A 25,761-nucleotide genomic window follows, 5' to 3' on the forward strand; every position below is an offset into this window, starting at 1 on the left:
GCATAAAGATTATTTATTTAATTTATTCTGATAATAATGAGTTATAAAGATTATAAAACTCGAATTAAAATTAAGGCTGAAGCTGAAGATATATATGCAGCAATAACCAATCCTTTTACTATTGAATTATGGTCTGGTTACCCAGCTCAAATGAGCACGGAACCTGATACAGAGTTTTCATTATGGGAAGGTGATATTGTTGGTAAGAATATAGAGTTTGAGACAAATAAAAAAGTAGTTCAGCAATGGTATTTTGGCGAACAACCAGAGCCATCGATTGTAACAATAAAAATATTTGAACAGAAAAATCATTGCCAGGTAGAGTTGAATCACACAAATATTCCAGAGGAAGATTTTGATGATATCTGTGAAGGTTGGAATGATTATTACTTAGGTGCCATTAAAGAATTCTTTGAGGAAGATTAATGCATTAATATAAAAAAAGGATTCTATAAAAAATAGAATCCTACTAAACCAACTCCCTAACCTAAATTTTATGAAACCATTCCCTTATGGAGCTTTCCCATTTGTTAGATTGTTGATACCGTTAATTATGGGTAGACTACTAAGTCTATATATTCCTGTATCAGCTTACCTTCAGTACACTTTTGTTGTAGTATTACTTCTAACGATTATCTATTTATTTTTTAAGTTTGAAAAAAAGTATGCTAAAAGATGGGTTGCCGGATTATTAATAAATTGTTCTCTTCTATTAGGAGGATGGTGTAGTAATGCAATAAATAAAACTGCTGAGTTACCATACGACATTCCTTTATCTTATAAGGGGAGTGTGTTAGATGTATACAAAGAGGATGCTACAAAACAAAATATTGAAATCCTTGTCACAAGAACAGATATTAAAAAGTCTGTATATTTTAAATCCCTTCTTTATATTAAAAAAGATAGTCTTCAAACCCCTCTTTTACCTGGTGATCAAATATTATTTAAATCTAAATTGACAAAGATTCAATCAGTAAGGAATCCCTACGCTTTCAATTATGGAGCATATCTTAAATCAAAGAAAATATTCGGATGCTTTTATGTTGATTCTGATCAGTGTTATAAATTGGAATCAGGATTTTCTGTGCGACGTTATTTTTATTTGATAAGGAATTATTTTGAAAATAAACTATTGACTGTAGGCCTTGATAATAATGTAAGTTCTATATTAATAGCATTGATATTAGGCGATAAAACTCAGATTAATAATGATGTAAAAAGTGATTTTTCAGGAGCAGGTTTAATGCACCTTATTTCTGTTTCTGGTATGCATGTTGGCATCATCTATCTGATAGTTGTTTTTTTACTAGGCGGGTTTAAATCAAAAATAAATAAGAAAGTACAATTAGTTATTATCTTGAGTTGTTTATGGTTTTATGCAGGATTAACAGGAATGTCTCCTTCTGTATTTAGAGCAACCATAATGTTCTCCATGTTTATTATAACCAAAAGCTTGAGTCGTGTTAATTATAATATTTATCATGCACTTGCAATTGCAGCATTTATCATTCTATTACTAAATCCGGAAGCTATAATTAATATCGGATTCTGGTTAAGTTTTATGGCAGTAATCTCCATCGTTTATTTTTATCCAAGAATAAATACAATGGTGTATTTTGCAAAGCCATGGACTAAGTTTATTTGGTCATTGTTTTCATTGTCTTTAGCTGCTCAAATAGGCACTTTACCCATTGTTATTTATGCCTTTGGTTATTTCCCTTTATGGTTTTTTATATCCAATATTATTATCGTTCCCTTGATTCCCTTTGTATTTATAGGAGGTTTGCTGTTAATGTTTTGTCCTGTAAATTCATTGGTAGTATCATTCTTGATGAGTGGATTAAATGAAATAGTACTATTTGTAATAGAAGTAGCAAGTTGGATTAATCAGTTTCCTCTGTCGAAATATGCTGGACTGCAGCTGGGATTATTTGAAGTAGGAATGTTTTATGTTGTGATTATATTTATAGTACTTTATAATAATAAGAGAACATATCAAAATGTTATAGGAGTTTTAGTTTCAATAGTTCTGTTTGTAACATTAAATTCCTTCAAGTCATATCATCAGTTATCAAAAGAGAAATTAGTTATTCATGAAATTAAAGGTAAAAGTGCGGTTTCTAGTATTTCTATAAACGATAGGTACCTATTTGAGGATTCTAAGCTTTCTGATGTAGAATTGGAAAGAAATATTATGCCTCTATGGAGAAATCATCTGTATACAACAATTGATCAAGTGGATTTTGCATCGAAGAAGATTATTCCGTTTTATAATTCAAATTTGCGTGGATTAATACTTAATGGTGCTGTTGATTTGAGTGTGTTAGACTCTTTATATTTAAATGTAGATGTAATTGTGGTTACGCATAAGGTCACTAAAAATATTATTGAAGATATTTTTGCAGAATTTAAGTCTGCAAAAGTAATATTTGATTCATCCTTTTCACGATACGAGAGTTTGCAAATTGCAGATAATCACCAATATGATTCTCAACGAGTTTATTTTGTTGCATTAAATGGAGCTATTGAGTTATAATTTGCCCAAAATGTTTTCGCACACAAGTTGATAAATAATTCATTTGTGGTACATTGTTTTTAATATTATCTTTTATTTTTACTGCGATTTTCAGGTTATCGAATTATAGAATATTTTTTTGAATAAAATTACCGATGAGAATAATTATTGCAGGAGCAGGAGAAGTAGGTACACATGTGGCAAAAATGATGTGTAATGCAAATCATGATGTAATTTTAATTGATGATAATGAGGAACGTCTTCGTCAGATTGATGCTCATTTTGACTTAATGACAATTGTAGGTTCAGTTTCATCAATCGAAGATTTGAAACAAGCTAATGTAGCTTCTTGTGATCTGTTTATAGCAGTTCCGCCATACGAAGAATTGAGTATTATGTCAGCTGTTCTGGCTAAAAAGCTTGGTGCAAAAGTTACCATTGCACGAATTAACAATTATGAATATTTGTTACCTGAAAACAAGGAGTTTTTCCAGCAATTGGGTGTGGATCAATTAATTTATCCTGAACAATTAGCAGCGAAAGAAATCAGAACCTCTTTAAAACGTGTTGGAATACGTCAGCAAATTGATTTTTCTGATGGTAAATTAATTCTCTATGCATTAAAAATTAGAGATAATGCTCCAATTGTAAATAAAACATTAGCTGAAGTAGCAGAAAAACACGTTCAAAAATTATATAATACCGTTGCCATTAATAGAGATGGTCAAACTATTATTCCTCGTGGAAATGAGGTTTTCAGGCATAATGATCTGGCTTATATCATTACCACTCCGGAAGGAACCAAGCAGGTTATGGAAGATAGTGGTAAAGAGCATTTCGATGTTAAAAATGTGATGATACTAGGGGGGAGTAGAATTGGTAAGAAAGTAGCTCAACGCCTGGAAGATTTCTATAATGTAAAATTAATAGAGATCGACAGGGAGAAAAGTACAAAGCTTGCTGATACCTTGGAAAATACACTTGTTATTAATGGGGATGGTCGTAATCTTGAATTGTTAAAAGATGAGGGTATTAAGAAAATGGATGCCTTTGTGGCTGTAACGGCAAATTCAGAGGTGAATATTCTGGCTTGTCAGTTGGCTAAAAAAATGGGGGTTAAAAAAACAGTGGCAGAGGTTGAAAATATGGATTATATTGACCTTGCTGAAAATATTGGTATTGGAACTCTTATTAATAAAAAACTAATTGCCGCAAGTTATATCTATCGCTATACAGTGAAGGCAAGAGTGTCTCATGTAAAATGTTTAACTGCATCTGAGGCTGAAGTTCTTGAATTAGTGGCTAGTGAAGGTTCTAAAATTACTAAAGGAAGACTGTGTGATTTAAAACTGCCTAAGGATGTTAATGTAGGTGGTATAATAAGAAATAATAAAGCAATAATAGTTACTGGTAATACAGAAATTATTCCGAATGATAAAGTGGTGGTGTTTGCAATGCCTTCTGGTATTAGAAAGATAGAGAAAATGTTTAGTTAGGAAAATTACCAGATAATTATTGTTTACCAATTGATCATGTATGCTTAATGTACGCATCGTTTTATTAGTACTAGGCCTTCTTCTTATCGTTGAGGCTGTATTTATGTTGATAACAGCAGGTGTTTCTGCTATTTATGGTGAATATGATTTACCCTATTTTCTGTGGTCGGCATTAATTTGTATTTCAACAGGAGGTATACTCTTTGGTGCTAATATGAAAGTACCAAGGTCCATTGGAAAACGTGAAGGATATGTTATTGTAACCATGGTCTGGATTGTTTTTTCTTTCTTTGGTTTACTTCCTTTTTGGCTAAGTAAAGCCATACCTTCTTTTACTGATGCATTTTTTGAAACCATGTCTGGTTTTACTACAACGGGCTCTTCAATTCTCGAAGATATTGAAGCGCTACCTCACGGTATATTATTCTGGAGGAGTATTATTCAATGGCTTGGAGGAATGGGTATTATAGTTCTTTCGTTAGCAATATTACCTGTGTTAGGTGTTGGTGGTATGCAGTTATTCGTGGCTGAAGTACCAGGACCTGTTCCTGATAAGTTACATCCCAGAATTGCAGATACAGCAAAAAGGTTATGGGGAATTTATGTTGTTTATACGCTAGTAGAAACTATATTGCTGTGGATTGGTGGTATGACCTTTTTTGATGCCATATGCCATTCGTTTACCACTATGGCCACTGGAGGGTATTCTACTAAGCAGGCTAGTGTTGCTTATTTTGATTCTGCGTTTATTCAGTATGTTATTATCATTTTTATGTTCGTAGCCGGAGTAAACTTTACATTATCGTATAGTGCTTTTAATGGTAAGTTTATGCGAATTATAAAAGATGAGGAGTTTAAATATTACACAGGTTTTGTATTAGTAACTACTATTCTGGTAGCAGTTGTTTTATATGTATCAGGAGGGGATAGTAGTGTTGAAAAATCCTTCAGGGATGCATTGTTTCAGGTAGTATCTTTAATTACTACTACAGGTTATGCAACTGCAGATTATTTGGTTTGGGTACCAACATTAGCAATCGTTATGTTTATGTTAATGTTTGTAGGAGGTAGTGCAGGTTCAACAGGTGGTGGAATAAAAGTAATGCGTATTGTTATATTACTTAAAAATGCGTATTATGAATTAAGACGTTTAATCCATCCCAATGCAGTAATTCCTGTAAGATATAATTCAAAAGCTGTTTCTTCTACGGTTGTTACTAATGTGTTGGCTTTTATTGTAATATATATGCTCATTGTAGGAATTAGTATGATTATCATGTCTATAATGGGCTACAATCTCGATACATCTATTGGAGCAGTTGCTACGTGTATTGGAAATATAGGTCCAGGCCTAGGAGAAGTAGGACCAGCAGCTAATTTTGCACATATCCCTGATTTTGGGAAGTGGTTCTTGTCTTTATTAATGTTAATTGGCAGATTAGAAATATTTACTGTAGTGTTATTGTTTTCACCGTATTTTTGGCGAAATTAATGTGTGTTTTGTATATTAGAAGTAATAGTATTCAATAAACTTGATTAGTAATAGTATTTTCGGTAATTTATAGTATCGTTAGATATAAGTTTTAATTCTAATATAAATAGGGTATAAACTGGTTAATCACATATATTTAATAATAACAAGTGAATGGGCTGATGTTAGATTATAATGGTAATAATCAGCATAATAATTTAACTATTTTAAGCTAGCATGTCTGATTCTCTAATTTAAACTATCTGCTATGAAAGTCTATAATAAAGAAAATGTATCACATTTTAAAGGAGAAAACATTGAATCATTTTTATTGATTTCAAAATTAAATTCAAATGCTGATAATTTAACTGTAGCTATCTCAGAGGTTGAACCTAAGGGATACCAATATGTTCATCTGCATGAATCAGAACAAGTTTGTTACATCTTAGAAGGGACTGGTGTTATGTCTGTGGATGGGGAAGACTCAGTTGTAAAACCCGGAGATTGTGTATTTGTTCCATCTAATGCAAAGCATGGAATAAAGAATTCAGGGGTTAAAATATTGAAGTACTTAAGTGTTATGTCTCCATCTTATGAGATTGATGAATTTCAGGAGTCATAAATAATAAAATATTAGATTTTAAGAAGCATCCTGGATTCTTTTATAGGATTAAGATGCTTCTTTTAAAATGAGATCTTTGTTGGTTAGAATTCAAGTTCTCCCTTTCCCTGTCGAATAATCTCAAAATCACCATTGGTACAATTTACTATTGTTGAAGGCGTGTTATCGCCATAGCCACCATCAATTACTAAATCTACATGTTTGCCGTATTTTTCGTAGATTAATTCAGGATCTGTTGTATATTCAATAATATCATCTTCATCAATTACTGAAGTACTTAAAATAGGATTACCTAATTCTTTTATAATTTCTCTGATAATACTATTATCCGGGACTCTGATACCTACTGTTTTTTTGTTGTTTTTAAAAAGTTTAGGAACATTTGTATTTGCATTTAGGATAAATGTGAAAGGACCGGGAAGGTTTCTCTTCATCACCTTAAATGTATTATTATCCAGGGTCTTTGTATAATCCGATATATGACTAAGATCATGGCAGATAAAAGAAAGGTGATCTTTCTTTAAATTGATATTTTTAATTCTGGCTACTCTTTCAACGGCTTTTGAATTATTAATGTCACATCCAATTCCATAAATAGTATCAGTAGGGTAAATAATTACAGCTCCTTTCTTTAATTCGTCAACAACAAACCTTATTTCTTTAGGATTTGGATTCTCTGGATATATTTTAAGTAACATGGCGTAGTGAATAATTATTATTTAGACTTGTTGTTAAAGCATATGTAATATACTATTGTTTTTTATATATCATATAAAATAAGAAAGCTACTATTATAAATAGTAGCTTTCAATCTTTAACCAAACCTAACCCTAAACTATGAGAAAATTTAAGACTTTTAATATTTTAATTAGCTCTGTATGAGCTTGTTTTCAAATTTATACTACAAATATAGTGGGATTGTATTTAACTACAAAACTATCTGTGTGAAATAATGTTAAAATTTACGAATAGTTTAAAAAAGTTGATGAATGATTAGAATTTGTAATTAAAACTAATTGTAAAATTCTCCTTAAACTGAATGTTTTCCGACTCATTGGTAAAATATCTTAGCTTTGTATTGATGCGTGTAGATAAAAATCGGTTTACTCTCATATTAAATATTAATTCCCAATCTATTTGTTTTAAAGACTCCTTGGTAAAGTAACTGACATAAGCATCCAGATTTGAAATTAAGCTTAATTCTGTAGATATCTTCCAATCTATTTTATTAACAATGGAGGCTCCATTACTGAATGAACTTCGTTTATTTTCATCAATCTTATATTTAGTTTGATCTACTTTTGCTGTATCCATAACGTATGTGAGTTTGGCTGTAAAAGGAGAAAGTAATAAGGTAAATACTTTATCTTTTTTAAAGTCCATACCAATCGCACCAGTAAAATATGCTGGAGAAAGAAATCCGGAAATAATTTCTTCTCTATTTTTATTGTTGTAACCATTGAAAAATTGCGATTTGAAGTTAAATAACGCAGAGTAGTACCATTTCTTAGAGGCCTTTAGTCCGTATTTACTATTCATCTCAATTTGGTCATTATTAATTTGTGTGGCATAACTTTCTGAACTAATTATACCGATTTGATGACGAATGTAATTTTCCCATTCGTTTTTGTTTTTCTTATAATTAGCATTCAGTAATAAGTCACTCAATAAGGATATAGAGTTTTCTCCTCCTTTGGTCCAGTTCTCCAGAAATGCTTGAGACAGCTGAATACTTTCCGTACCACTTAATGTCCAAGGACCTTTAACTTTTGTTTTTTCCTTTAATTTATCCGGATATTTAATATCATTAGAAAGTAAGCTTCGGATGCCTTCTTCAGCTGACCTTTTGTTCAAATGGCGTCTATCAGTAATTAAACGATGTGGCTCTGGTATGGTTTTCCAAACATGTTTAACCAGATCCGGATTTTCAATAAATATCTTTTCGTTTTCTTTTTTGAGATCAAAAGTAGATGATAGATCAAAATCTTTTTCTGTATTTGACATTAATACAGAAAAATATCCTCTGGATTCATTTAGTAACTCTTTATCTACTAATGTTGGTTTAAAGTTTACAGATAAAGATGAATCTGGATAATACTTTAAACTCATTACAAAATCTTTGTATTTTCTATAATGAGGAATAAGTGTCCATGCCTGATTTCTGTAATATTCAGTCGAATCTAAAATGAAAAATCTGTAATCTAATTTTAGAGCACCCCATTTTTTTATATTATAATTCAAATCATCCTGAAACCAGGATTTTTGAAGCGTAGGTTTTGCGCTATTATTAATTTTATTCCAATCTTGGGCTTCTAATGTAGTACAATAAAGAAAAAGAACAACTATTGGAAATAATGAAAATTTACTGAAAAAACTTGAGTGTGGTCCTATTTTAAACATATTAAGGTTGTGTATTTTTCATTTGTAGCAAGATTTTTCTCAATATTCTTGCCAAAAGATTTTAAAAATAGATTTTCTAGACACAAAAATTAGTATGCAAAAATAGTTCGTTTTTCTTGTTAATGAAATTAAAGAATATGTTTTTTATTATTTAATGATGTTGGGAGGAATTGAATCACTAGGTATAAAAGTCAATGAAATAGAGTTTACACAATGACGCACATTTTTATTCGTAAAACCTTCTCCTAAAAATACGTGTCCTAGATGTCCGTGGCAGTTACTACAAATAATCTCAGTTCTATGACCATCTTTATCTGTAATCCGGTGAATGGCTCCTGGAATTTCGTCATCAAAACTTGGCCATCCACAACCTGAATTAAATTTATCGGAACTTCGGTACAGAGGCGCATTGCATTGCTTGCAAATATATGTTCCTGAGGCTTTATTATTGTTATATTTCCCCGTAAATGGAATTTCTGTTCCTTTATTTATAATAACCTGTTTCTCTTCTTTAGAAAGTGGATTGTATTTGTTTTCCTGAGCATTCATAATATTTAATAGCGTAAAATTAATCAATAAAATTAGTGTAATTCTCCAGTAGTTCATATTCTATCAATTTAAGTTCTAAAACTATAACACACCATAATAAATATGGTTGATCCCAAGATTGAAATATTATTACAAAACTTTTATACTGTTGTATAATAGCATAAAAAAACGGATGGATAGATTGTGTAATTCAATGGATTTTTTAAATTTGCTAGCCATGAAAAAAATTTCTCACCCTTAAAATCAAATAAAATATGGGATTAAAAATTATTGTCCTTGCCAAGCAGGTTCCCGACACCAGAAATGTTGGAAAAGATGCAATGAAGGCAGATGGAACGGTTAATCGTGCTGCACTTCCAGCTATATTCAATCCTGAGGATCTGAATGCATTGGAACAAGCTTTAAGGCTAAAAGATCGCTATCCAGATACCGAAATAACTATTTTAACAATGGGACCCGGCAGAGCCGCCGATATTATTCGCGAAGGATTATACCGTGGTGCTGATAAAGGATTTTTATTAACCGATAGAGCATTTGCTGGTTCCGATACTTTGGCAACATCTTACGCCATATCTTGTGCGATAAAGAAAATAAAGGATTTTGATATTATTATTGCAGGACGTCAGGCTATTGATGGAGATACAGCTCAGGTAGGACCACAGGTTGCCGAAAAATTAAACCTTCCTCAGGTTACTTACGCAGAAGAAATTATTTCAGTAAATGAAGGTATTGTTGCAGAAGATGATAAATATGGAGTTCCTCATGCAAAATTAGCTGAGGAGTTAGATTTGCAAATAAAAGGCAGTATCCGAGTTAAGCGTCGTTTAGAAAGAGGAGTTGAACTTATAGAGACTACTTTTCCTTGTGTTTTAACTGTAAATGCATCAGCTCCGGATTGCCGCCCAAGGAATGCAAAAAAGGTAATGAAGTATAAACATGCCAAAACCGTTACAGAAATTCAAGAACAAAGTGAAGATTATATCAATATCATTGAGGATCGGCCTTATTTAAAGATCGAAGAATGGAGTGTAAACGACATTGAAACAGATCATAAGTGGTTAGGCTTAACTGGTTCACCAACTAAAGTTAAGAAAATTGAAAATGTTGTATTCCAGGCTAAGGAATCTAAACGTATTTCAAGTGATGAATTAGAATTGGAACAGCTTATTGTTGAGTTGATTGAAAATCATACAATTGGATAATAAAATCTTTGTTTAACAAATCAAAATGCAATACAAAAATATTTAATACAGAATTTTAATATTGAATATTGAGGTTTGCAGCATTGATCTTGATAAAAATTAAAATGGGTAACGTATTTGTAATTTGCGAAATAGAAGAGGGCAAAATAGCAGATGTAAGTTTAGAATTACTTACAAAAGGTCGTTCTCTTGCCAATGACCTGAACTGCAAGCTAGAGGCAGTTGTTTTAGGTCACAATTTAAAAGGAATTGAAAAACAAGCTTATCCTTATGGAGTGGATATACTGCATGTAGGAGATGATAAAAGATTAGAAGTTTATACAACACTACCGTTTACAGCAATTATAGTAAGTATTTTTAAGGCTGAAAACCCCGAAATTTGTCTTTTAGGGGCTTCTACATTAGGCAGAGATCTTGGTCCTCGTGTTTCTTCAGCTCTTCAAAGTGGATTAACAGCTGATTGTACAGCTCTTGAAATTGGAGATCATTCAGATAAAAAGGCAGGTAAGGATTATAAAAATTTATTATATCAAATAAGACCAGCGTTTGGAGGTAATATCGTAGCAACTATTATAAACCCTGATTGCCGACCTCAAATGGCAACCGTGCGTGAAGGTGTTATGAAAATGGAAGTTTATAGTGAATCACATAAGGGAAAAACTAAAAATATTGACGTAGATAAAATACTTAAACCTGAGGATTTAGTGGTGAAAGTTCTTGAACGTCATATGGAAAAATCCAAAGTAAATATTAAAAATTCTTCTATTATAGTAGCTGGTGGTTATGGTATGGGTTCTAAAGAAGGATTTAATCAGTTGTATCAGTTAGCAGATGTATTGGGAGCAGAAGTAGGTGCTTCAAGAGCTGCAGTAGATGCAGGTTTTGCTGATCATGAGCGTCAGATTGGTCAAACAGGGGTAACTGTTCGTCCTAAATTGTATATCGCTTGTGGTATTTCAGGGCAAATTCAACATACAGCAGGTATGGAGGAGTCATCAATGGTTATCGCTATTAATAATGATTCCAATGCTCCAATCAATAAAATTGCTGATTATGTGATTAATGGAGATGTAAATGACATCATTCCTAAACTGGTTAAATTATATAAAAAGAACACAAAGTAGACTGTATGCTTTATGCTAATGTTAATAGGATTACTTCACTATTTTCATTGGTATTACGTCTATTACCTTAAAAAATAAAACAATGGCTAATTTTTTTACAGATAATCCCGACTTAAAATTCCATTTGACACATCCGTTAATGGAGAAAATTGTGGCACTAAAAGAACGTAATTTTGCTGATAAAGACCAGTTTGATTATGCACCTATGGATTTTGAGGATGCCATGGATAGTTATGAGAAAGTATTGGAGATAGTAGGTGAGATATGTGGTGATATTGTGGCTCCTAATGCAGAAAGTGTTGACCAGGAAGGTCCAAAGATTGTTGATAATGAAGTGGTTTATGCAAAGGGTACTCAGGAAAATCTGGGTGCATTGGTAAATGCAGGTTTAATGGGTATTACACTTCCTCGTAAATACGAAGGTTTAAATTTTCCGATTGTACCATATATTATGGCTGCAGATATTGTATCAAGGGCTGATGCCGGGTTTGTTAATATTTGGGGTCTTCAGGATTGTGCAGAAACGATTAATGAGTTTGCCAGTGAAGAACAGAAGCAGCATTACCTACCTCGTATCTCCAATGGAGAAACAGCTGCAATGGATCTTACAGAACCAGATGCAGGTTCTGATTTACAGGCTGTTCAGTTAAAGGCTACTTTTAATGAGGAAGATGGCAAATGGTATTTAAATGGAGTTAAGAGATTTATCACTAATGGTGATGGTCATGTATCTTTAGTGTTAGCCCGATCAGAAGAAGGAACTTCAGATGGACGTGGCCTATCTATGTTTATTTATGACAGAAACAATAAAGCTGTTATTGTTCGTCGTATTGAAAATAAAATGGGTATTAAAGGTTCACCAACTTGTGAATTGGTATTTAAAAATGCACCTGCAGAATTAGTTGGTTCCAGAAAAATGGGGTTAATTAAATACGTAATGGCTTTAATGAATGGAGCACGTTTAGGTATTGGAGCTCAGTCTGTAGGAGTTTCAGAATCGGCCTATAGAGAAGCATTAGAATATGCTAAAGAACGTGCGCAGTTTGGAAAGCCAATTATTCAGTTTCCTGCTGTGTATGAAATGCTATCTACAATGAAAGCAAAGTTAGATGCATCTCGTACCATGTTATATGAAACATCCAGAATGGTGGACATTTATAAAACCTATATGCACATCAGTGAAGAGCGAAAGCTTGAGCCGGAAGAACGAAATGAAATGAAAAGATATCAGAAGATGGCGGATTACTTTACTCCATTACTTAAAGGAATGAGTAGTGAATATAGTAATCAGTTGGCATATGATTCATTACAAATTCATGGTGGTTCTGGGTTTATGAAAGATTATCCTATAGAGCGTATTTATCGTGATGCCCGTATTACATCTATTTACGAAGGTACTACTCAGTTACAAGTGGTAGCAGCAATAAGAGGAGTGACAACAGGAGGATATTTAGACAGAATTCGTGAGTATGAGGCTATGGATTTACGCCCTGAATTGCATGGTTACCGTCGTATCCTGATTGGCATGACAGAAGAATATGTGCATGCCGTTAAAACAGTTCTGGAAGTGAAGGATAATGAATATGTTGACTTTCATGCCCGTCGTTTAGTAGAAATGGCTGGTCATATTGTTATGGGATATTTATTATTATTAGATACCCAAAGAGATGATTCATTTAAAACTTCGACTGAAATTTATATTACAATGGGTAAGGCCGAGAATGCCTCACGAGCTGAATTCATTCATAATTTCACCTTAGATCAACTTGGTATTTATAAGCATGTATAAAGAATAATTAAAGTTTATATAAAAAAAAAGGAAGTGACCTTATGAGGTCACTTCTTTATTTTTAAATCTCGTTCAATTGCTTCAATCATCATTCCTGCAATGTTTTTGCTCGATACACCTTCAATACCTTCCAGGCCAGGTGAGGAGTTTACTTCCAATAATAATGGGCCATTGTGACCTCTAATGATATCAACACCAGCAACTTTTAAATTCATTGTTTTGGCTGCTAAAATTGCTATTCTTTTCTCCTCAGGAGTTATTTTTATCAATTTAGCAGAACCACCCATGTGTATATTGGCTCTAAATTCTCCTGGAGCTGCAATACGCATCATACTTTCGACTACTTTACCATTTACAACAAAGCATCTGATATCCTTTCCATCTGCTTCTTTTACAAATTCCTGAACTAAAATATTAGCTCTTAAACTCTTGAAAGCATTGATTAGACTTTCTGCCGCTTTTTTAGTCTCAGCAAGCACAACTCCTTTACCCTGAGTTCCTTCTAATAATTTTACAATTAAAGGTGCGCCTCCAACCATTTTAATTAAGTCATCAGTATCTAATGGTGAATTTGCAAAACCAGTTGTTGGAATTGGTAATCCATTATTAATTAAAAGTTGTAGGGCATATAGTTTATCTCGTGATTGAGTTATTGCTCGTGCTGTATTTAGAGTATAAACGCCCATGGCCTCAAAATGACGGGTTAAGGCACATCCATAAAATGTTAAACTAGGACGAATTCTAGGTATTATTGCATCGTAATCATCTAAAATTCTTCCTCCTCTATAGTGCATCTCCGGATTTTTACCATCCAGTTTAATATAACAGTCTTTAATATTAAGAAACTCCATGTGGTGTCCCTTTTCTTCACCAGCCTCAATTATTCTCCTGTTACTATATAAATCCGGATTACTCGCTAATAAACCAATTTTAAGTCCGGAAGGTTTAGTAACATGTGTTGTATAATATTGGTTTAGTGTTTCTTTGGCTAAATCACCTAATAATAACGAAGCTTCAGGATCGACTAATATTTTACCAGACATTGCCTGTCTGCCAAGAAGCATACGATAACCCATAGAATCTCTATTGGTTAATGTAACTTCAATTTCCCAGGTAGATTGAGCAATAGATAAAAATGTTTTAATAACATAACGAACCTCAACAATTCCGCTGGTACTTTTTACCTTTCTTTTATCAGCAACAGGTGATTCGCAGTGAATTGTTGTTTTTCCGTTATTTTGTAAAGGGTGAACATCGTAGCTAACCCATAGGTGACCGTCCTTTTTAAAAGGAACAATATTAACAGCATGTAAGGCTGATGTTTTAGCACCTGAATCAACACGAACTTTTACAGCTTTAATGTTTAATTCTGGTAGTGCACACCATTCCTGGCTGCCAACAATAATTTTGTTATTATCCATTATAATTTTATCGGATTATGATATTTTAATGTGGTTTATACGGCTAACAATATACTATATATTGAAATAACAATTTATGAGTTAATTTATTTTTTTCAAAAATGTATCTGTAATATTTAATATTGATATATGATGTTTATTGTTAATTATTTAAGATTCTATATAGCGTTTTTTTATCTATGAATTAAGATTTTTTAGCATTACGATAACGCTGGTTAATCTCCTTCCAATTAATAATATTCCAAAATGCATTGATATAGTCACCTCTTTTATTTTGATATTTTAAATAGTATGCATGTTCCCATACGTCAAATGCAATCAGAGGAGTGCCTTGAATATCGCAATGAGGCATTAATGGATTATCCTGATTGGCCGTATTACCAATTTCCAATTTTCCTTTTTTATTCAATACTAACCATGCCCAGCCACTTCCAAATTGAGTTTTTGCAGCTTTGAAAAATTCTTCTTTAAATGCATCAAGTGAACCGAATGTATCTTCAATATCTTTTAATAATTTGCCATCGGGTTTTCCTCCATCAGGACTGAGATTCTTCCAAAATAGAGAATGATTATAATACCCACCACCATTATTTTTAACTGCATCGTTATATTGATCAATATTTGCAAATATGTCTGATATGGGCGTGTTTTCAAGATTATATTCCTTTATTGCATTTAAAAACTTATTGTAATAACCTTTGTGGTGTTTTGAGTAGTGTAATTCCATAGTCTCTGCATCAATATAAGGTTCCAACGCATTGTATGCATAAGGTAAGTCTTCAAATATATGAATACCTGTATTTTCCTGAGGTGCAGATTTTATTGAGCCTAATATAGTAGGTGTTGCAAGTGTTGTTACGGAGGCTAAACCTGCCAATCTTAAAAAATGTCTTCTTTTCATCTTAAATTATGAATTGTGGATTAGTAATAAAGATTATCTGCTTGAAAACAAACTAGCTATTAATAGCTGAACGCTTTTGCTCTTTCTAATAAAAGCTTTACTACTTGAAAACATACTGTCTGTCAAAATGTTCAATTGAATATTTTTGAACTTCTTGAAAATATAAGCATCTATTGTATCTTAGTATACCAATACCTTATTTATATTAATAGGTCTGTGTTTTATATGATTATTCTAAATTTATGAAGTTAAAAGTGTTGGTTATAACCTTCTTTAGTGCTTTTTTGATTAATGGTTTTATTCTAGGTCAAAGTAATGCTAAGGGTGGTGATTTCTATTATAAAGTTGGTACATACGATAGGGCTCTTCGAGGATATAAAAGAGAGTTGAGAAATAGCAAAAATAAAACCGAATTATACAAAAAGATTGTTGAGTGTTACATTAAATCTAACGTGGATAAAAATGATGCATTTAACTATATTGATAAATTGTTGGAAGAAGAGCGAAATGCAGAGAATGTGTTTAAGCACGGACAAATTTTGTTCTATACTATGAAATTTGACCTGGCAGCTTCTGAATTTGAATGGGTTAAATTGCACGAAGAAAAAGAAAGTAAGTTATATAAAGAATCCAACCTTTATTTAAATTGGATTTTAAATGCGAATGCATTTGTTAACAAACCTATTGATATTGAATTTATAAATTTAGGTAAGGATATTAATACAAGCAAAAGCGAATTAAATGCATTTGTAAGTGTTAAAGATGATATACTATTGTTTTCCAGCAATAAAAGATATTTATCGGATATTGGCATTAATTACTATAATGTTTGTAAAGCTGAAAGAGGTAATAATACATGGCAAAAAAGCAAAACTCTTGGTCGCAATATAAATTCTCAATATGATGAAATAGTAGCAGGGTGTTCACCAGAAGGAAATCCTCTTTTTGTTTTTCATAATAGGAAAGGAAATGAAAAAATAGGATACTCGGTGCTTAATGATCAAAATAAATATTCCGATTTGGAAGAATTTACTTATCCGATTGATCAAAAAGGAGGTGAATTTGGAACATGGTTGTCACAATCTACAGATACTTTGATTTTTGTTAGTGATAATAGCGAAGGTAATACAGATATTTTTTATTCCATAAAATTACCGGATGGTAACTTTGGTGTACCACGACCAATTCCTGGTGAAGTTAATTCGAAGTATGATGAAAATTTTCCCGTATTGGTAGATAATGGTAAACGACTCTATTTTTCTTCAAATAATGAATATTCCATGGGGGGATATGATTTGTTTTATTCGGATTGGAATGAGGAAACAAAAAGTTGGGGGAAGCCTGTTAATCTGGGATATCCTTTAAATGATGTATATGATAATTATACGATCTCTATGCCACAGAATAAAAGATATGCCTATGTTTCTGCTGTAAGACCGGAAGGTTATGGTGAACGAGATATTTATAAAGTGCTCTTTAAAACTCAATCACCTGATCATTTGATTTTGCGATGTAGTACTTTTTTTGAGACAGATACAGGCGTAATTGTTCCAAAAATTATAATGCGAGCAGAACTAAAAGATTTAAAGAGCAATGAAATAATTGGTCGCTATAAATTGTCAACAGATTCAGCAAAATTTGTTTTAGCTGTAGAGCCGGGTAAATATACTATTGCTTTCCTGAGTGATGGTAAAGAGATTTATAAAACGGATCTTGTTATACCTGAAATGACCTATTCTACAGAGCCAGTAAATAGAGAGTTTATTATTCCTAAAAAAGAAAAAAACGAATAACACCTGTCTCTTTAAATTGCTATATAATAAAAAAAACAGCTTTTCATTCTATGCTGATTTATATTTTACTGTTATGTTTGTGAATTATTGTTAGTATAGATAAAATAACATAAGAATTAATGAAACTTAATTTAAGAAATCCAATAGTGTTTCTTGATCTGGAAACAACAGGAATTAATGTTGCAACAGATAGAATTGTAGAGTTGGCAGCAATAAAAATAAATCTCGACGGATCAGAAGAAACTCAGCGGTATATTATCAATCCAGAGATGCATATTCCTAAAAAAACTTCAGAAATACATGGGATTTATGATGAAGATGTAAAAGATTCACCTACGTTTAAAGAAGTAGCTAAGAAGTTTGCTAAATTCATTGAAGGTTGTGATTTGGGAGGATATAATTCTAATAAATTCGATATACCTCTTTTAGCAGAAGAGTTTATGAGAGCTGGAGTAGATATTGATATGAAGAAACGTAAGTTTGTTGATGTTCAAACCATATTTCATAAAAAGGAGAAAAGAACTCTTGAAGCAGCCTATAAATTTTACTGCGATAAAGATCTAGTTGATGCACATAGCGCAGAGGCTGATACCAGAGCCACTTATGAAGTTTTACTTGCTCAATTGGATCGCTATCCTGATTTAACAAATGATATAGATTTCTTATCTGAATATTCTGCTCATACTAAACATGCCGATTTTGCAGGCAGACTAATTTTTGATGCAGATGGAGATGAGTGTATTAATTTTGGTAAACATAAAGGGCGTAAAGTTAAGGATGTTTTAGTTTCTGACCCTGGTTATTACGGATGGATTATGCAAGGAGATTTTCCTTTATATACCAAACGGATTTTTACAACAATTAAGTTGAGAGGATTTAATAAAAAATAGTTTTAGCATTAATTATTATACAAATCGCATATGAAAATTATTTGCATTGGTAGAAATTATGCAAAACACGCTAAGGAGTTAGAAAATGAGGTTCCTGATGAGCCTGTGATATTTCTAAAGCCAGATACAGCACTATTGCGAAATAATCAACCTTTTTTTGTTCCTGAATTTGCAGAGGACTTTCATTATGAAACTGAGTTGGTTATTAAAATAGATCGCTTAGGAAAAAATATAGGTAAAGAATTTGCCCATAGATACTATAATGAAATAGGGATGGGGATTGATTTTACCGCAAGAGATTTACAGCAAAAATTAAAAGATAAGGGATTGCCATGGGAGAGAGCCAAGGCTTTTGATAGTTCTGCTGCAATATCGAAAAAATTTGTTCCCAAAACCAGGTTTAAAGACATTCAGAATGTAAACTTTAAATTATTAGTTAATGGAGAGGAACGTCAAATAGGGTATACTGGCGATATGTTATTTAAAGTGGATGAAATTATTGCCTATGTGTCAAAATTTTTCACTTTAAAAATAGGTGATCTTATTTATACTGGGACACCTGCTGGTGTAGGATCTGTTAATATTGGAGATCATTTTGAAGTTTTTCTCGAGAATGAAAAGATGATGGACTTTTTAATAAAGTAACAATATAAATAGCCTTCTGATTATAGCTGAATTTCAAATATAATTAGAAGGTTTTTTTGTGTCCTTTTCTATCGTTAGAGGTGTATTAGTAAATTTGTATTTAATAAATAAATAAACTACCTAACGTAAAATAATGATTTTTAGTTGTTGTAGTAATATGTTGTAGGATGTATTATAAAACAATAAAGGCCTTGTTTTCGTTAAAACAAAGCCTGGTTAATTTCGTTCCAAAAAAGAAGCAAGGTTTAGTGATTGCTAATAATCATCCTCGTCATCAAAATAATTATCATCAAAATCCGTGTCTCTGAAAGAGTCATCATCTAATTCAAAATCCATGTCTTCATCGATTTCATCATAAATGGAAAGTCTTTTAGATTTTCCTGATTTTGGTTTAACAGGTTTAAGCCCATTCCTGTCACTAACTTCATCATAAGCAGAACGCTTGTTCTTCTTATGCTGGTCATGTTTCGATTTCATAATTACTAAGCACTAAAATTTTACTAAACACCACATTAATTTTTTGTAGGCCGGTGTTGAGCCGTGATTAATATACTTAAATTCAACTATATTTCAACTTCGTGAAAAAATCTAATAATAATAAATAGTAATTTTTTTGATTGAAATTTAATCAATCATTTTGACGGCATAATTTTAAGTAAAAAAAATATTTTATCAAGAAAAATATTAAAAAAAATGCAATAAAAATTATTAATATTTTTCGAGCAGATTTTTTAATATAAATCATCCTCGTCAAAGTAATAGTCGTCATCCAAACCATGAAAACCATCACCTAAAACTTCACCAAAATCATCAGCTAATTCGTCCTGAATTTTAAAGTTTTTATTTCGATTAGCTGTATTTGGTTTATTGGCACTTTTTCCTTCAAAATTTTCGTATGAAGAAATATTTTGATTTGAATTTTTAAGGTTCTTCTCTTTCATAACATCGTCCTCCTTAATCGTTAATAACAATAAATAAAACTGTTTTATATGATTCAAACACTATTAGTTTTTACTTCAATATTGATGAAAAAGTTTACTTTTATATATGATATTTATCAAATTTTAACAATATTTTTCAATTAACCAAATTAAACCTTAATAACGTATAATTGGCCAGAGGCATAGTGAGTCACAATAATGCTTTCACCTTTATCAATCATACCAATTTCAGCAACTGCATCGTACAATTCATCATTTATAATAACTTTGCCTGATGGTCTGAGTGTTGTTTGTGCTATTCCTTCAGAGCCAACTAAATTCTTAGGTTCTGAATCTACACTAATATAGCCTTCTTCTATCTTTTGAGATGTTTGTAACGCTACTTTCGCTAAAGGTCCGGTTGAAAATAACTTTTCACTTAATGGAATTGCTATCATAAAAGATAGAAAAGTACCCGCAGAAACGATAATCAAAGCCATTAACATGTCTTTTCCGGGAACATTTGAAAAATCAAAAATAACATTGTCAACCAAACTAAGGGTTAATCCAGTAAAAACTAAGATGATTCCTGAAATACCAGTAATTCCAAAACCCGGAACTACAAAAATTTCAAGAACGATTAAAATGATGCCTATTATAAATATGATAATTTCCCAATTTGCAGCTAAGCCATCAATATAAAGCGGTGCAAAATACAATACTGCAGCAATAGCAGATGCAAGTAAAGGGAAGCCAATTCCTGGTGATTGTAGCTCAAAGTACAAACCACCAATAATAACAAGAATCAATATACCATGAAAAACAGGGTTTGTTAAAAATCCTTTTAAACCACTATAAAATGAAGGTTTGTACTCAACAAGCTGGTATTCCTTATAGCCCAATTTATCTATTACTTCTTTGATACTTTCAGCCTGACCTTCACAGTAACCATTTTTAATGGCTTCGAGTGTAGTAAAAGTTAAAATTTTACCGGTGTCAATAACACTTTCAATATAAACTCTTTCATCAACCATTGCTTCTGCTATAATTGGATCTCTTTTCCAAACTAAAGTAGTATCAGTTCCATGTATTATGGTGTCTTTACCATGTGCTTCAGCTGTAGCTCTAATGGTTGATCGCATATAACTCTGATATTTATCCGGCATTTTTTCTCCAGATTGATTAACAACAGTAGCTGCACCAATATTGGCTCCCGGACGCATATATATACTATCACATGCAATTGAAATTAATGCTCCTGCAGAGGCAGCGTTGTTATCAATGAAAACATGTACCGGAATTTTACTGTTTAAAATCTTTGTTCTGATTGAATCGGCAAAAACCACCTGGCCACCGTATGTATTTAAATGTAATAGAATCACCTTAGCATCCAATTCATTTGCTTCTTCAAAAGCATGTTGTGTATGAATCCATGATGTACTACCAATCTCTCTTTTAATATCAAACTTATATATAAGTGTAGGATTCTTAATGCTATCGTTCTGCGATAGCAGGTTTAATGAAATGAAGGTTAGTAATATGCTAAAAATAATATGTCTGTTCATCAGGTAAATCTTTAATCTTTGTTTGTATAAATTTAATTATTCGAAGTTAATAATCACTTCGATTTGATGAAATTATTCATTTTGTTTGATAACTAGAGTTTGAGTAGTTGTGATGGTTGCTGCTACTAAAGTAATAATTGAAACAAAGCTTGAAATTAAAACACCTACAAAAGGAATAAGAAGTACTAGTGAAAATATTGTTCCATTTCCAATAGCCAGACCTTTATTGGTTTTTACAAAGGCAATGCTTTCATTCATATTTAATTTTTTTCTTTCTAAAGAATAATCTATGAACGAAAATCCATAGAAATAAGATGATATAATAAATAATGTAAGACTCGTGAATAATCCAATTACTGGTAAAAAGCTTAAAAGCAGTAGAACTATTGTTAAAAGTAATTCTATTAAAAAGTTTCTTGTAGCTAACCTAATACCTCTCCAAATATCTTTAATAAACTGATTGAATTCAAAAGGGTAATCATTTCCGGTTATTATTGTTTCAACTTTTTCTGATAGAATGGCATAAACAGGAGACATTAATATAATTACAACATAACCACCAATATAGGCAAATATGATTATGAACAATAGTCGTAATACAATATTCAGGAAAAACAGAAGCATTGAAGATAGAAATCCCGAACCCCAAAAATTCCAGGAGTCTACACAAAGCCAATCGCTTACATAGACAAACCATTTTGTACTTAACGAAACTGTAGAACTATAACCCAGTGTAAATAGTATAATGTTTAATACTAGGGGAAAAAGGAAGTACCATGTTAGTTTATATTTTTTTATAAATTGAAATGCCTTTGAGTAACTATTAATGCCAAGTTTAAGTCCTTTTGTAAACGTCATATGTGTGTTTTTATTTAATACAATAATATTAAAAATATGCAGAAGTTTAATGTTGAATGCGCATTCCTGTGTGCTTCAAAATCAAAACAGTGGATTGAGAATTTACTATCTAACAAAAAAGTGTTAATTTTGCAGTTTTAAAAAATATAAATTTAATGATGGACATTCAGTTATTAACCGCCATTTCTCCGGTTGACGGAAGATATAGAAGTAAAGTTGATGGATTAGCGCTTTATTTCTCAGAATATGCTTTAATCCGTTATCGGGTTCTTGTTGAAATTGAATATTTTATTACGCTATGTGAGCAACCATTGCCACAACTAGCAGATTTTGATAAATCTTTATATGGAGAATTAAGAAAGATCTATAAAGAATTTCAATTAGAGGATGCAGAAAGAATTAAAGAAATAGAGGGGGTAACAAATCATGATGTTAAAGCTGTTGAATATTTTATTAAAGAAAAATTTGATGCTTTAAAACTTGATAGATATAAGGAGTTTATTCATTTTGGTTTAACATCTCAAGATATCAATAATACAGCTATTCCTTATTCGTTAAGAGACGCTGTTAATGAAATATATTATCCTTTATTAGAGGAGTTGATAGGTCAATTGGAAGATTTGGCAACAGAGTGGAAAGACGTTTCAATGTTGGCAAAAACTCATGGCCAGCCTGCTTCTCCAACAAGATTAGGTAAAGAAATGATGGTTTTTGTAACACGTTTAAAAACTCAACTTTCTTTATTAAAAGGAATTCCTTGTTCAGCTAAATTTGGTGGAGCTACAGGTAACTTTAATGCTCATAAAGTAGCTTATCCTGAAATTGATTGGGTAGAATTTGGAAATCATTTTGTAAATGATGTTTTAAAATTAGATAGAGAGCAGTATACAACTCAGATATCAAACTATGATAATTTAGGAGCTATCTTTGATAATATTAAGCGTATTAATACAATTATGCTTGATTTATCTCGTGATTTCTGGACCTACGTTATGATGGAATACTTTAAGCAAAAGATTAAAAAAGGTGAGGTTGGTTCAAGTGCTATGCCACATAAAGTAAATCCAATTGACTTTGAAAATGCAGAAGGAAACCTTGGTATTGCTAATTCAATTCTAGAGCATCTTTCGGCTAAACTTCCTGTTTCCAGATTACAAAGGGATTTAACAGATTCAACAGTTTTAAGAAATATTGGTGTACCTATTGCACATACAGTTATTTCAATTAAGTCTTTACAAAAAGGTTTAAGTAAACTATTATTAAACCAACAAGCTATTGAAAGAGATTTAGAGGCTAATTGGGCTGTAGTTGCAGAGGCTATTCAAACTATTTTGCGTAGAGAAGCTTATCCAAATCCATACGAAGCATTAAAGGCCTTAACTCGTACCAACGAGGGGATTAATGCTAAAACTATTGCAGAGTTCATTACAGGATTAGATGTGTCTGAAGAGATTAAAGAAGAACTTCGTTCTATATCTCCTCAATCTTATACAGGAATGTAACCATTTCAGCATAAAAATTTTTTGAAGTCAGCTAGCATAAAATTACATTTGCAGCTGACTTTTTTTATGTTTGCACAAGTCATCTTCTGATTATAAATGATCAGATGCTTAATTATTATATATTATAATGAAAGATTTTTTTAAGATTCTAGGGCGCTTTATCCCACCATATAAGCGTCAGTTAATATTGAGTGTAATATTCAATTTACTTTCTGCATTGTTTTCAGTGGTAGCCATGTTATTTATGATTCCAATGCTCAATGTATTATTTCAAAAATCTCATGAAATAATGAATCTTGTTCCATGGACATTTACAAAAGAAGCGTTTGAGAATAACTTGTACTATTATATAACTCAAATAAAAATAGAATATGGGGTCTTAGCAATAATGCCTTTTATTGGAATTTTGATTTTGTTTACAACATTTTTAAAAGTTGGCTTTACTTATATGGCTTCGCACCAGACTGTGGCGATACGAAATAATGTTGTTAAAGACATCAGATTGCAATTGTTTAATAAATTAATGTCGTTACCATTAGGTTTTTATTCCGAAGAGAAAAAAGGCGATGTACTTTCTCGTGCCACAGGTGATGTTACTGAAGTTGAGAATTCAATTATGTCTTCTATTAATATGTTGCTTAAAAATCCTGTGATTATTCTTGTATCTGTAGGTGCAATGGTAATTATGAGTTATAAGCTTACCATTTTTGTTTTTGTGATGTTGCCTATAGCCGGATGGATCATAGGAAAAACTGGTAAATCTTTAAAAAGAAAATCAAAGGTGTCTCAATCTTTAATGGGAAGTATTTTAGGCATTCTGGATGAATCAATTGGTGGTTTAAGAATTATCAAGGCGTTTAATGCCGAAAAAAGTATGACCAATAGATTTGAGGTGGAAACAGAAAACTATCGTTTAATAATGAATAAGGTACGAAGAAGATATCAAATGGCACACCCGCTGAGTGAATTTCTGGGTACTGTGGTTATTGTTGTATTAGTTTGGTATGGAGCTTATGTTGTTACGGATCAAAACGCTTCGTTTGGTGGTGCAACCTTTATGGCTTATATTGGTATCTTTTATCAGATTATTAATCCGGCTAAGCAGTTTTCAACAGGCTTTTTTAATATACAAAAAGGATTAGCTGCCATGGAACGTATTGATAAAATTTTGTTAGCAGACAATAAGATTCTGGAGCAGGATGGAAGTCAATCCAAAAATAAATTTGAGGATAAGATTAAGTATAATAATGTTTCCTTTGGCTATAATGATAAGAAAGTATTGAAAAATGTTTCTTTGACGATTGAAAAGGGTAAGATGGTTGCTCTTGTAGGACAATCAGGTTCGGGGAAAACAACTTTTGTGGATTTGCTGCCTCGGTTTCATGATGTGCAAGATGGTAATATAACTATTGATGGTGTTGATATTAGAGATATAAAAGTACATGATTTAAGAGGCTTGATGGGAAATGTAAATCAGGAGGCCATTTTATTTAACGATACCTTTTTTAATAATATTGCTTTTGGTGTTGAAAATGCAACACAGGAAGCTGTAGAAAAAGCTGCTAAGGTTGCCAATGCCCATGAGTTTATTATGGAAACGGAAGATGGTTATCAAACTTTGGTAGGAGATAGAGGTGGAAAATTATCAGGGGGACAACGTCAAAGGATTAGTATTGCAAGAGCAATTCTTAAAAATCCAGATATTTTAATTTTGGATGAAGCAACTTCAGCTTTGGATACTGAATCTGAAAAACTGGTTCAGGAGGCTTTGGAGAATCTGATGAGTTCAAGAACATCTATTGTTATAGCTCACAGACTTTCAACGGTAAGAAATGCAGACTTGATATGTGTATTTAATGAAGGTGAGATTGTTGAAAAAGGAACTCATGATGAGTTAGTTGCTCAGGGGGGTACCTATAGTAAATTACATGAATTACAGGTTCGATAAATAAAGTATTAAAATATACAAGCAAAGAGGTTGTTCAGCAAATAAGAACAACCTCTTTTTTTGGATATGTAAGTATAACTCTGTCTGATTGATTTAGATTATTCAAATTAAATTATCTTTTTTCTTAAAACCAATTCTCAAAAGCTTTAT

General features: G+C 31.9%; 22 protein-coding genes. 13 read left to right on the plus strand and 9 right to left on the minus strand.

All coding sequences use genetic code 11. The features are described 5' to 3' along the window. The first annotated feature begins 36 nt into the window (after nucleotides 1-36). The 5 genes from OM075_RS19095 to OM075_RS19115 all read left to right on the plus strand — a co-directional run bounded on the left by OM075_RS19095 (nucleotide 37) and on the right by OM075_RS19115 (nucleotide 6,104). Nucleotides 37-426 carry an SRPBCC domain-containing protein gene (locus tag OM075_RS19095; protein ID WP_301192145.1) on the plus strand — a complete coding sequence of 130 codons (390 nt, stop codon included), beginning with the start codon at nucleotides 37-39 and terminating at the stop codon, nucleotides 424-426. A gap of 127 nt (nucleotides 427-553) precedes the next feature. Further along, entirely contained in the window at nucleotides 554-2,536 is a 1,983-nt protein-coding gene (locus tag OM075_RS19100) for a ComEC/Rec2 family competence protein (RefSeq protein ID WP_301192146.1), read from the plus strand. Between the two features lie 134 nt (nucleotides 2,537-2,670). Then, nucleotides 2,671-4,011, plus strand: coding sequence for a Trk system potassium transporter TrkA (trkA, locus tag OM075_RS19105; protein WP_301192147.1), 1,341 nt, complete (start codon nucleotides 2,671-2,673; stop codon nucleotides 4,009-4,011). A 40-nt stretch (nucleotides 4,012-4,051) separates the two neighbouring features. After that, nucleotides 4,052-5,503 (plus strand): TrkH family potassium uptake protein, encoded by a 1,452-nt coding sequence (locus OM075_RS19110; protein ID WP_301192148.1) that lies wholly within the window; start codon nucleotides 4,052-4,054, stop codon nucleotides 5,501-5,503. Between the two features lie 247 nt (nucleotides 5,504-5,750). Further along, nucleotides 5,751-6,104 (plus strand): cupin domain-containing protein, encoded by a 354-nt coding sequence (locus tag OM075_RS19115; RefSeq protein ID WP_301192149.1) that lies wholly within the window; start codon nucleotides 5,751-5,753, stop codon nucleotides 6,102-6,104. A gap of 83 nt (nucleotides 6,105-6,187) precedes the next feature. Here the strand turns inward: OM075_RS19115 and OM075_RS19120 are convergent, their stop codons facing one another. The 3 genes from OM075_RS19120 to OM075_RS19130 form a co-directional block, all read right to left on the minus strand. Continuing rightward, nucleotides 6,188-6,802: an L-threonylcarbamoyladenylate synthase gene (locus OM075_RS19120; protein WP_301192150.1), complete on the minus strand. Its 615-nt coding sequence runs from the start codon at nucleotides 6,800-6,802 to the stop codon at nucleotides 6,188-6,190. Between the two features lie 295 nt (nucleotides 6,803-7,097). Then, entirely contained in the window at nucleotides 7,098-8,504 is a 1,407-nt protein-coding gene (locus OM075_RS19125; protein WP_301192151.1) for a DUF3078 domain-containing protein, read from the minus strand. 147 nt (nucleotides 8,505-8,651) lie between these two features. Next, nucleotides 8,652-9,110, minus strand: coding sequence for a methionine-R-sulfoxide reductase (locus tag OM075_RS19130; RefSeq protein ID WP_301192152.1), 459 nt, complete (start codon nucleotides 9,108-9,110; stop codon nucleotides 8,652-8,654). A 197-nt stretch (nucleotides 9,111-9,307) separates the two neighbouring features. On the opposite strand from OM075_RS19130, the gene OM075_RS19135 reads away from it, so the two are divergent. The 3 genes from OM075_RS19135 (at nucleotide 9,308) to OM075_RS19145 (ending at nucleotide 13,168) form a co-directional block, all read left to right on the plus strand. Continuing rightward, nucleotides 9,308-10,255, plus strand: coding sequence for an electron transfer flavoprotein subunit beta/FixA family protein (locus OM075_RS19135; RefSeq protein WP_301192153.1), 948 nt, complete (start codon nucleotides 9,308-9,310; stop codon nucleotides 10,253-10,255). Between the two features lie 104 nt (nucleotides 10,256-10,359). Beyond that, the gene (locus OM075_RS19140; protein WP_301192154.1) at nucleotides 10,360-11,379 is read left to right on the plus strand and encodes an electron transfer flavoprotein subunit alpha/FixB family protein; all 1,020 of its coding nucleotides are present in this window, start codon (nucleotides 10,360-10,362) and stop codon (nucleotides 11,377-11,379) included. An 82-nt stretch (nucleotides 11,380-11,461) separates the two neighbouring features. After that, nucleotides 11,462-13,168 (plus strand): acyl-CoA dehydrogenase family protein, encoded by a 1,707-nt coding sequence (locus OM075_RS19145; protein WP_301192155.1) that lies wholly within the window; start codon nucleotides 11,462-11,464, stop codon nucleotides 13,166-13,168. 47 nt (nucleotides 13,169-13,215) lie between these two features. On the opposite strand, the gene rimK is transcribed toward OM075_RS19145, so the two are convergent. Both rimK and OM075_RS19155 read right to left on the minus strand, forming a co-directional pair. Continuing rightward, nucleotides 13,216-14,589 carry a 30S ribosomal protein S6--L-glutamate ligase gene (gene rimK, locus OM075_RS26410; protein ID WP_301192156.1) on the minus strand — a complete coding sequence of 458 codons (1,374 nt, stop codon included), beginning with the start codon at nucleotides 14,587-14,589 and terminating at the stop codon, nucleotides 13,216-13,218. A 184-nt stretch (nucleotides 14,590-14,773) separates the two neighbouring features. Next, nucleotides 14,774-15,490: a superoxide dismutase gene (locus OM075_RS19155; protein ID WP_301192157.1), complete on the minus strand. Its 717-nt coding sequence runs from the start codon at nucleotides 15,488-15,490 to the stop codon at nucleotides 14,774-14,776. Between the two features lie 242 nt (nucleotides 15,491-15,732). Here OM075_RS19155 and OM075_RS19160 point away from each other — a divergent pair, with 242 nt between their 5' ends. The 3 genes from OM075_RS19160 to OM075_RS19170 all read left to right on the plus strand — a co-directional run bounded on the left by OM075_RS19160 (nucleotide 15,733) and on the right by OM075_RS19170 (nucleotide 18,818). Continuing rightward, a complete protein-coding gene (locus tag OM075_RS19160) occupies nucleotides 15,733-17,283 on the plus strand; it encodes a hypothetical protein (protein WP_301192158.1) in 1,551 nt (516 codons plus the stop codon). A gap of 119 nt (nucleotides 17,284-17,402) precedes the next feature. Continuing rightward, the gene (locus tag OM075_RS19165; RefSeq protein WP_301192159.1) at nucleotides 17,403-18,173 is read left to right on the plus strand and encodes a 3'-5' exonuclease; all 771 of its coding nucleotides are present in this window, start codon (nucleotides 17,403-17,405) and stop codon (nucleotides 18,171-18,173) included. A gap of 30 nt (nucleotides 18,174-18,203) precedes the next feature. Continuing rightward, on the plus strand, nucleotides 18,204-18,818 hold the full coding sequence (locus OM075_RS19170; protein WP_301192160.1) for a fumarylacetoacetate hydrolase family protein: 615 nt from the start codon (nucleotides 18,204-18,206) through the stop codon (nucleotides 18,816-18,818). A 255-nt stretch (nucleotides 18,819-19,073) separates the two neighbouring features. Here the strand turns inward: OM075_RS19170 and OM075_RS19175 are convergent, their stop codons facing one another. The 4 genes from OM075_RS19175 to OM075_RS19190 form a co-directional block, all read right to left on the minus strand. Beyond that, nucleotides 19,074-19,295: a hypothetical protein gene (locus tag OM075_RS19175; RefSeq protein ID WP_301192161.1), complete on the minus strand. Its 222-nt coding sequence runs from the start codon at nucleotides 19,293-19,295 to the stop codon at nucleotides 19,074-19,076. A gap of 254 nt (nucleotides 19,296-19,549) precedes the next feature. Beyond that, nucleotides 19,550-19,816, minus strand: coding sequence for a hypothetical protein (locus OM075_RS19180; protein WP_301192162.1), 267 nt, complete (start codon nucleotides 19,814-19,816; stop codon nucleotides 19,550-19,552). A gap of 92 nt (nucleotides 19,817-19,908) precedes the next feature. After that, nucleotides 19,909-21,303, minus strand: a complete 1,395-nt coding sequence (locus tag OM075_RS19185) for an NfeD family protein (protein ID WP_301192163.1) — start codon at nucleotides 21,301-21,303, stop codon at nucleotides 19,909-19,911. 72 nt (nucleotides 21,304-21,375) lie between these two features. Then, nucleotides 21,376-22,161 carry an EI24 domain-containing protein gene (locus tag OM075_RS19190; protein ID WP_301192164.1) on the minus strand — a complete coding sequence of 262 codons (786 nt, stop codon included), beginning with the start codon at nucleotides 22,159-22,161 and terminating at the stop codon, nucleotides 21,376-21,378. 155 nt (nucleotides 22,162-22,316) lie between these two features. Here OM075_RS19190 and purB point away from each other — a divergent pair, with 155 nt between their 5' ends. Together purB and OM075_RS19200 are read left to right on the plus strand one after the other, a co-directional pair. Continuing rightward, entirely contained in the window at nucleotides 22,317-23,663 is a 1,347-nt protein-coding gene (purB, locus tag OM075_RS19195) for an adenylosuccinate lyase (protein WP_301192165.1), read from the plus strand. Nucleotides 23,664-23,790: 127 nt separating this feature from the next. Further along, nucleotides 23,791-25,611 (plus strand): ABC transporter ATP-binding protein, encoded by a 1,821-nt coding sequence (locus tag OM075_RS19200; RefSeq protein ID WP_301192166.1) that lies wholly within the window; start codon nucleotides 23,791-23,793, stop codon nucleotides 25,609-25,611. Nucleotides 25,612-25,761: the final 150 nt, after the last annotated feature.

The sequence above is a fragment of the Plebeiibacterium sediminum genome (genome assembly GCF_026013605.1).
GTDB classification, from domain to species: Bacteria; Bacteroidota; Bacteroidia; order Bacteroidales; family Marinilabiliaceae; genus Saccharicrinis; species Saccharicrinis sediminus.